Genomic DNA, 7432 nt, shown 5'->3' on the forward strand with positions numbered 1-7432 from the left:
CCCCTGTTACCAGCCCCTGGCCTTCCACTCCGGGAGGGCCGGGCGCTCGGCGCCGAGCGTCGTGTCCTTGCCGTGGCCCGGGTAGACCCAGGTCTCGTCGGGCAGGCGGTCGAAGATCCGCTCGGCGACGTCGGTGAAGAGCCGGCCGAACCGCTCGGGGTCCTTCTGGGTGTTGCCCACGCCGCCGGGGAACAGCGAGTCGCCGGTGAACAGGTGGTGGCCCTCGGGGCCGGCGTCGTACAGCAGGGCGATCGAGCCGGGCGTGTGGCCGCGCAGGTGGATGACCTCCAGCGTGACCTCGCCGAACGTGATCGTGTCGCCGTGCTCGACCGTGCGGTCGGCCGGGACGGGGAGCGCGGGCGCGTCGAGCGGATGGGCGATCACCTGGGCGCCGGTCACCTTCGTCACCTGCTCAAGCGCCTGCCAGTGGTCGCCGTGCTGGTGGGTGGTGATGACCGCGCCGACGGGCCGGTCGCCCATGAGGGCCAGCAGCCGGTCGGACTCGGCGGCGGCGTCGATGAGCACGGAATCGCCGGTCGCGACGCAGCGCAGCAGATAGGCGTTGTTGTCGAACGGGCCTACGGCGAGCTTGGAGATCGTCAGCGCGGGCAGCTCGCGCACGTCGGCGGGGCCGCCGACCTGGACGTCACCGGTATAGGTCATGGGTAGTCCTCTGGGGGTGTCGTGGGCAGATCAGCGGGGGCCGGCATCGTCAGCCACGGCGGCGGATCGGGAAGACCCGCACCTGCATCGCCACCGACTTCTCCGCGTCCGGGAGTGGACGACCGCCCCACGGGCACCAGACTAACCCCCTCGCCACGCGACCTGCCGGTGAGCCAGGCCAGCATGTCGTGCGGCGCGCCGCGGACGGCAGGACCGTCGCCGAGCTCGTGCGTGGCGGTGACCTGGCCGTCCTCGACGAGCTCGATCCGGCCCACCGCCTTGTGGCCGCGGGGCCAGATGGCCAGGCAGTCGTGCAGCTCCCGGCGTACGAAGGGGGCGGGCCAGTCGGCGGGGGTGTGACCGGCGGCCAGGTCGACGTGGTGGAAGCCGATCTCGCGCAGCCGGCGGACGAGCAGGTACCAGGCGGGGTGCGGCGGCGGGCGCATGCCCTCCACCTGCGCCGACCAGGCGTACGCGGGCAGGTCACGGATGGCGGCGGCCAGGCGGGCGGCGCCGTCCTCCAGCTCGGCGAGGTGGCGGGCCACGGGGTGGGTCGCGGCGGCCTCGATCGCGGTGGACCTGGCGGCGAACGAGGCGTACTGAGGGGTGCGGACGCCGGTTCGCGCCCAGGTCAGCAGGTTGAGGTGGGAACCGGCGTTCTGGGCGAGGTGGGCGAGCACGTGGCCCCTGGTCCAGTCCGGCAGGAGCGAGGGGGCGGCGAGGTCGGCGTCGGAGAGGGACGCGGCCGTGGCCAGCAGCCGGTTGGTGGCCGCGGCCAGCTCGGCCTGCAACGCGGGTAGGACGCTCATGTACGGATATTTCACCATCTGCGGCCGCCGAAGTGAGGAGGGCATAAAACCGCAGGTCAGCGAGTTGAGATTCCAAGGGGTCCTCCCCTGCCGGGAGATGGCCGTAACCTGGGAGGGACGGATTTTCGGGGGCCGTGGATCGGGCCGCCGAAATTGTCGGAGCCGCCGTCTACCATCCCCCGTGGACCTATCCGCCTTTCGACTTCCGGGATCGCCGTGGCTGACCGCCTGATCGTGCGTGGTGCACGAGAACACAACCTCAAAGACGTCTCGCTGGACCTGCCGCGAGACTCGCTGATCGTCTTCACCGGCCTATCCGGCTCGGGCAAGTCGAGCCTGGCCTTCGACACGATCTTCGCTGAGGGCCAGCGGCGCTACGTCGAGTCGCTGTCGGCGTACGCCCGCCAGTTCCTCGGCCAGATGGACAAGCCCGACGTCGACTTCATCGAGGGCCTGTCGCCGGCGGTCTCCATCGACCAGAAGGCCACCAGCAAGAACCCCCGCTCCACCGTCGGCACCATCACCGAGGTCTACGACTACCTGCGGCTGCTGTGGGCCCGCATCGGCAAGCCGCACTGCCCGGTGTGCGCGCGCCCGATCGCCCGCCAGTCGCCGCAGCAGATCGTCGACCGCGTGATGGACCTCGAAGAGGGCACCAGGTTCCAGGTCCTCGCGCCGGTCGTCAGGGGGCGCAAGGGCGAATACGCCGAGCTGTTCCGCGAGCTGCAGACCAAGGGCTTCGCCAGGGCGCGGGTCGACGGCACCGTCGTGCGGCTGGAGGAGCCGCCGACGCTGAAGAAGTACGAGAAGCACGACATCGAGGTCATCGTCGACCGGCTGTCGGTCAAGGAGTCGGCGCGGCGGCGGCTCAACGACTCGGTCGAGACGGCGCTGCAGCTGTCCGGCGGGACGATCACCCTGGAGTTCGTCGACCTGCCGGAAGACGACCCCAACCGCGAGCGCTTCTACTCCGAGCACCTCTACTGCCCCTACGACGACCTGTCGTTCGAGGAGATGGAGCCGCGCTCGTTCTCCTTCAACTCGCCGTTCGGCGCCTGCCCCGAGTGCACAGGTCTCGGCACCAAGATGGAGGTCGACCCCGACCTCGTCGTGCCCGACCCCGAGCGCGCGCTCGGCGACGGCGCCATCCACCCCTGGTCGGGCGGCCACACCAGCGAATACTTCACCAGGCTGATCGAGGCGCTCGGCCACGCCATGGGGTTCGGCCTCGACACGCCGTGGGAGCGGCTGCCGAAGAAGGCCCAGAAGTCGCTGCTCTACGGGCACGAGGAGCAGATCCACGTGCGCTACAGCAACCGCTTCGGCCGCCAGCGCGCCTACTACACCACCTACGACGGCGTCATCCCGTGGGTGCAGCGCAGGCACGCCGAGGCCGAGAGCGACGCGGCGCGCGAGCGGTTCGAGGGCTACATGCGCGAGATCCCGTGTCCCGCCTGTAAGGGGGCCAGGCTCAAGCCGGTCAGCCTGTCGGTCACGGTCGCCGGGAAGTCGATCGCCGAGGTCTCGTCGATGTCGATCGGCGAGTGCGCCAAGTTCCTCGCCGCGCTCAAGCTGTCCGACCGCGACATGCAGATCGCCGAGCGGGTGGTCAAGGAGATCAACGCCCGCATGGGCTTCCTGCTCGACGTCGGCCTTGACTACCTCACGATGGACCGCGCCGCCGCCACCCTCGCCGGTGGTGAGGCGCAGCGCATCAGGCTCGCCACGCAGATCGGCTCCGGGCTGGTCGGCGTGCTCTACGTGCTCGACGAGCCGTCCATCGGGCTGCACCAGCGCGACAACATGCGGCTGCTCGACACCCTGGTCAGGCTGCGCGACATGGGCAACACGCTGATCGTGGTCGAGCACGACGAGGACACCATCGCCGCCGCCGACTGGGTGGTCGACATCGGGCCGGGCGCCGGCGAGCACGGCGGCCAGGTCGTGGTGTCCGGCACCGTCCAGGACCTCCTCGCCAGCGAGGAGTCGATGACGGGTGCGTACCTGTCGGGGCGCAAGAGCATCGCCGTGCCCGCCAAGCGCCGCAAGCGCGACAAGAAGCGGCAGATCACCGTCAAGGGGGCGCGCGAGCACAACCTCAAGGGCGTCGACATCGAGTTCCCGCTCGGCGTGTTCACCGCGGTCACCGGAGTGTCGGGGTCGGGCAAGTCGACGCTGGTCAACGACATCCTCTACAACGCGCTGGCCAAGGAGCTCAACGGCGCCCGTACGGTGCCCGGGCGGCACTCCCGTATCAACGGCATGGATCAGGTGGACAAGGTCGTCCACGTCGACCAGTCGCCGATCGGGCGCACCCCGCGCTCCAACCCGGCCACCTACACCGGCGTCTTCGACCATGTCCGCAAGCTGTTCGCGGCCACGGCCGAGGCGAAGGTGCGCGGCTACCAGCCGGGGCGCTTCAGCTTCAACGTCAAGGGCGGGCGCTGCGAGGCGTGCGCGGGCGACGGCACCATCAAGATCGAGATGAACTTCCTGCCCGACGTCTACGTCCCGTGCGAGGTCTGCCACGGTGCCCGCTACAACAGGGAGACGCTGGAGGTCCACTACAAGGGCAAGACGATCGCCGAGGTGCTCGACATGCCGATCGAAGAGGCGCTCGGCTTCTTCGACGCGATCCCCGCCATCAAGCGGCACCTGCAGACGCTCAACGACGTGGGCCTCGGTTACGTACGCCTCGGGCAGCCGGCCACCACGCTGTCCGGCGGTGAGGCGCAGCGCGTCAAGCTGGCCTCCGAGCTGCAGCGGCGGCAGACCGGGCGGACGATCTACGTCCTCGACGAGCCCACCACCGGGCTGCACTTCGAGGACATCAGGCGGCTGCTCGGCGTGCTCGGGCGGCTGGTCGACGGCGGCAACACCGTCATCGTCATCGAGCACAACCTCGACGTCATCAAGACCGCCGACTGGATCATCGACATGGGTCCCGAGGGCGGGTCGCGCGGCGGCTCGCTGGTGGCGGCGGGGACGCCGGAGGAGGTCGCGCTGGTGGACGACAGCCACACGGGCCGCTTCCTCCGCAAGATCCTCTCCCTCTGACCCACCCACCCACCCGATCCGCCCCCTGACGTCCGGGGGCGGATCGCCCGGTCTTGGGTGCTGACGGCCAGGGGGTGGGTCTCGCGGCCGATGGGTCGATGTGGCCGGTCGGTGCTCGCGTGCTCGGGTGTGGTGGTCGGTTGTCAGGTTGTGCGGTGGGTTCCAGTGTGGTGGTAGTTGCCAGGTCGGGTCGGTGTGGTGCTGGTCGTCAGGTTGTGCGGTGGGTGCGGGCGCGGCGCTTGGCGGCGTCGGTGCGTTCCAGCCACCACTCGGCCACCAGCAGGGGCAGCACCCAGCCGAGCCAGGCGCTCAGGGCCGCGATCGTCTGCATCAGCTGCGTCTCGTCGCCGTTGAACGTCGTGTCGAGCTGGGGGAAGAGCAGGATTCCGAACAGCACGCCGTAGATGCGGTTGGTGACGATCGACATGGTCAGGGCGAAGCTGCGCACCATCCAGCGGCGGTGGTCCACGAAGCGGCGCTGCCTGGCCATCCGCCAGCCGGCCAGCGTGCAGCCCAGCCAGAGCAGGGCCAGCAGGACGTTGCTGACCATCGTGACCGGGCCCCATGGTGTCGCCACGCCCACGGTCAGGCCGAGGAGACCGCTCGGGAGGCAGCCGGCGAAGACGTACACGCGGCCGATCCGGCGGTGTGCGCGGGGGTGACGGGCGCGGAACCACGGCCAGATCTGCAGGCAGCACGTGATCATCGCGATCGAGCCGAACACCACGTGCAGGGAGAGCACCGCGAAGTGCGGCGGGAAGAAGTCAGGGGCCGGCACTCGTGACTGTGCGGGGTCCAGCGACAGGTACGGCGGCAGCGAGAACGCCACGAACGCCGCCGCCACCACCATCAACGGCGCCACCCACGGCCTGCGCCACCATCGGGGACGCGGGCTTGAGCCAGGAGCGTCCCGACCGGAGGTGGCTCGGTGGGAGGCGGCTCGGTGGGAGGTGAGCGGGCCGGTGGGGGTTGGGTTGGTGGGGATGGTCATGGTCCGAGGGTGGGGGGTGGCGCTGACCGTGGGCGTACCACCCGCTGACCGGACCGAGGGGGGCCGTCAATAAGCTGTTTTCACGATGATGGCCGCAATCGGGGGCGACACCGGCGGTCGGCAGATACGGCACGCGCATTCGTACGCGCGAAGAACATCAGGCGACGGGACAGATCGGGGCGGAGCCATGTCCGGAAACGGGTTGGGGCGGCGGGAGATGCTGGGTGCGGCGGGGGTGGCGGCCTGTGGGCTGGCGGCGCTGACCGCGTGCGGCTCAGGGGGCGCGCAGGCGCAGCCGAGCCTCAAGGGGAAGGTGCTGGCCAAGACGGCGGACGTGCCGGTGGGCGGTGGGAAGCTCATCGAGGACCTGAAGGTCGTGGTGACGCAGCCCGAGCCGGGGGTCTTCAAGGCGTTCAGCTCGCTGTGCACGCACAAGGGATGCCAGGTCGGTACGCCCAAGGACAACGTCATCAGGTGCGCGTGCCACGGCAGCGAGTTCACCGCGGACACCGGCAAGGCGACGAAGGGTCCGGCCACCGGGTCGCTGCCCTCGTTCCCGGTCAAGGTGGAAGGCGACGGCATCGTGATCGTCGGCTGAGCACTCCGGCCGCCGGAGGTGTTCCGCCAATCGGTAATTGTGCGTAGTCGCCTCGATTGGGGTGCGGCACGCTGAACCCCTGCCAGGGCGCGGGCCGTACCTGGGAGTGAAAGCCGATCTGGGAGGACGCACGATGACGGAAACGACGCGGCGGACGGTTGTCTTCGGGGCCGGCACCGCCGGCCTGGCGGCCGTGCTGACGGCCTGCGCGAGCTACGGCACGCCGGAGACCGAGGCGGACGTGGAGGCGCCGGTTGAGGAGGAGGCGTCGTCCGCACCCAAGAAGGGCGAGGCCAAGGCCAAGGCGAAGGCGCTGGCCGACACCAGCGACATCCCCGAGGGCGGGGGCAAGGTCTTCAAGAACCAGCAGGTCGTCGTGACGCAGCCGACGGCCGGCGAGTTCAAGGCGTTCAGCGCGGTCTGCACCCACCAGGGCTGTACGGTCGCCTCCGTCTCGAACCAGACGATCAACTGCCCCTGCCACGGCAGCAAGTTCAGCATCGCCGACGGCTCGGTGACGGACGGACCCGCGGGCAGCCCGCTGGAGGAGAAGCAGATCGAGGTGGACGGCGAGAAGATCAGACTCGCCTGAGACTCATCTCATGAATTTCTAAGCTGGGTGCGCTTGGGTGAGGCGCATGGCAGATGACCTTCAGAGCCGCAGAGCGGTGTTCGCGAGTGTCGGCGTGGGTGGCTTGGCGCTGGCGATCAGCGCGTGCAGCGGCGACTCCGGTACCGACACGGCGCAGACCGCGCCATCCCCAGCCGAGTCGAGCGCCCCGCAGTCGGGCGCCCCCGAGGCGAGCGCGACGGCGTCCGAGGCCCCGGCCGGCGGCGCGCTGGCCAAGACCGCCGACATCCCGGTGGGCGGCGGCACGGTCTTCAAGGACCAGAAGATCGTGGTGACGCAGCCCACCGAGGGCGAGTTCAAGGCGTTCAGCGCGTTGTGCACGCACAAGGGCTGCCCGGTCACCAGCGTCGAGAACGGCGCGATCGTGTGCCCGTGCCACAACAGCATGTTCGCCATCGCCGACGGATCCGTGTCCGGCGGGCCGGCGCAGAAGCCCCTGCCGGCGCAGGAGATCAAGGTCGAGGGCGACAGCATCATGCTGGCCTGACCATGCCAGCCTGACCATGCCGGCCTGATCATGCCGGCCTGACTGGGTGCCCGCCGTACGAGCGCGAAGAGTACGGCGGGCAACTCTGTCGGTATGGGCTACTAGGAGCCTTCTGAAGATGTTGCTGGTGTGACGGAGCGGGGGTTGAAGGTGGGTGGTTAAGGGGCGGGGGTTGGACCTTGCCTCGGGTTGCTTG

The 7432-nt window shown here is 69.8% G+C and carries 7 protein-coding genes; 4 read left to right on the top strand and 3 right to left on the bottom strand.

Translation table 11 applies throughout. The features are described 5' to 3' along the window. Positions 1 to 6 precede the first annotated feature (6 nt). Both AB0K18_RS49050 and AB0K18_RS49055 read right to left on the bottom strand, forming a co-directional pair. Positions 7 to 663 carry an MBL fold metallo-hydrolase gene (locus tag AB0K18_RS49050; protein ID WP_364929698.1) on the bottom strand — a complete coding sequence of 219 codons (657 nt, stop codon included), beginning with the start codon at positions 661 to 663 and terminating at the stop codon, positions 7 to 9. Then, on the bottom strand, positions 660 to 1472 hold the full coding sequence (locus AB0K18_RS49055) for a maleylpyruvate isomerase family mycothiol-dependent enzyme (protein ID WP_364929701.1): 813 nt from the start codon (positions 1470 to 1472) through the stop codon (positions 660 to 662). The genes AB0K18_RS49050 and AB0K18_RS49055 overlap by 4 nt, the downstream gene beginning before the upstream one ends. A gap of 216 nt (positions 1473 to 1688) precedes the next feature. Here AB0K18_RS49055 and uvrA point away from each other — a divergent pair, with 216 nt between their 5' ends. Further along, the gene (uvrA, locus tag AB0K18_RS49060; RefSeq protein ID WP_364929704.1) at positions 1689 to 4529 is read left to right on the top strand and encodes an excinuclease ABC subunit UvrA; all 2841 of its coding nucleotides are present in this window, start codon (positions 1689 to 1691) and stop codon (positions 4527 to 4529) included. 208 nt (positions 4530 to 4737) lie between these two features. Here the strand turns inward: uvrA and AB0K18_RS49065 are convergent, their stop codons facing one another. Then, a complete protein-coding gene (locus AB0K18_RS49065) occupies positions 4738 to 5520 on the bottom strand; it encodes a DUF2306 domain-containing protein (RefSeq protein ID WP_364929707.1) in 783 nt (260 codons plus the stop codon). A 187-nt stretch (positions 5521 to 5707) separates the two neighbouring features. Here AB0K18_RS49065 and AB0K18_RS49070 point away from each other — a divergent pair, with 187 nt between their 5' ends. The 3 genes from AB0K18_RS49070 (at position 5708) to AB0K18_RS49080 (ending at position 7236) form a co-directional block, all read left to right on the top strand. Then, on the top strand, positions 5708 to 6118 hold the full coding sequence (locus AB0K18_RS49070) for a Rieske (2Fe-2S) protein (RefSeq protein WP_364929710.1): 411 nt from the start codon (positions 5708 to 5710) through the stop codon (positions 6116 to 6118). Between the two features lie 133 nt (positions 6119 to 6251). Beyond that, complete coding sequence (locus tag AB0K18_RS49075) at positions 6252 to 6710, top strand: Rieske (2Fe-2S) protein (protein ID WP_364574626.1); 459 nt, start codon at positions 6252 to 6254, stop codon at positions 6708 to 6710. Between the two features lie 46 nt (positions 6711 to 6756). Continuing rightward, entirely contained in the window at positions 6757 to 7236 is a 480-nt protein-coding gene (locus AB0K18_RS49080) for a Rieske (2Fe-2S) protein (protein ID WP_364929712.1), read from the top strand. The last annotated feature ends 196 nt before the right edge of the window (positions 7237 to 7432 follow it).

Origin of the sequence: Nonomuraea sp. NPDC049421 (genome assembly GCF_040677005.1) — a bacterium.
GTDB lineage: Bacteria > Actinomycetota > Actinomycetes > Streptosporangiales > Streptosporangiaceae > Nonomuraea > Nonomuraea salmonea.